This window comes from Rhizobium sophoriradicis (genome assembly GCF_003939025.1).
Lineage (GTDB): Bacteria > Pseudomonadota > Alphaproteobacteria > Rhizobiales > Rhizobiaceae > Rhizobium > Rhizobium sophoriradicis.
In genome coordinates this window covers 1-1,052 of the sequence record NZ_RQIH01000060.1, presented here as the reverse complement: position 1 = coordinate 1,052, position 1,052 = coordinate 1, and the positions used below count along the sequence as shown (strand labels likewise).

At 60.7% G+C, this 1,052-nt stretch carries 1 protein-coding gene; it reads left to right on the top strand.

From position 1 onward, the window contains the following. Positions 1-88: 88 nt before the first annotated feature. On the top strand, positions 89-1,052 hold a 964-nt coding region (locus tag EFR00_RS32785; protein WP_077993556.1), incomplete at its 3' end, for an IS481 family transposase.

Genomic DNA, 1,052 nt, shown 5'->3' with positions numbered 1-1,052 from the left:
CTAGTTGTGAGCTTTCAGGAGGTTGTCCATTCGGCCCTGGTCGAGAAAGCTGAGGTTGTCAAAGCTTCAGTGATTCTCGGAGGACCGAATGAACATTCACAAGAATGCCCGTTTGACACCGCGGCGTCGAGAGGAGATGGCGCGCGCCGGTATTGATGGCGCTTGTTCCAAAGCCGATGCTGCGCGGACATATGGGGTGACGTCGAAGGTGGTCGCTCGTTGGACGGCGCGCTTTCTGGCGGATGGCGCCGCCGGCATGGCGGACCGGTCGTCGCGGCCGCGGACAAGCCCGAGACGAACCGCGGCCAACATTGCCGGCGAGATAGCAGTGTTGCGCCGACAGCGGCTGACGGGCAAGCACATCGCCAAGCAGACGGGCGTGTCGGCGGCAACGGTGAGCCGGGTGCTCAAGCGCGCCGGTCTTTCCAGGCTGAAGGATATCGAGCCGGCCGAACCGGTGCGACGCTATGAGCGCGGGCGGCCCGGCGAAATGATCCATATCGACATCAAGAAACCTGGCCGCTTCAGCCAGGTTGGCCACCGCATCACGGGTGATCGAACCCGCCAAAGTTCGCGCAGGGGCAAAGGCTGGGGCGCTGGCTGGGAGTACGTTCACGTCGCCATCGATGACGCCTCGCGCGTTGCCTTCTCGCAGATATTGCCAGACGAAAAGAAGGACAGCGCGGTCGCCTTTCTCAAGGCGGCACTGACCTACTATAATACCCTCGGCATTACCGTCGAGCGCGTCATGACCGATAACGGTCCCTGCTATGCCTCAGGCGAATTTGCCCGCGCCTGCCGCGAACTTGGCCTCAAGCACGTCCGAACAAGACCCTATACGCCAAAAACCAATGGCAAGGCCGAACGCTTCATTCAGACCGCGCTTCGGGAATGGGCCTATGCCGTCGCATACCCAACCTCGGACATGCGAGCCGACCAACTGCCAAAATGGCTCCATCGCTACAATTGGCATCGACCCCATGGCAGCCTAAAATATAATACACCAATCAGCAGACTCGGCCTGACCGAGGACAACCTGTTGAGGCTCCACA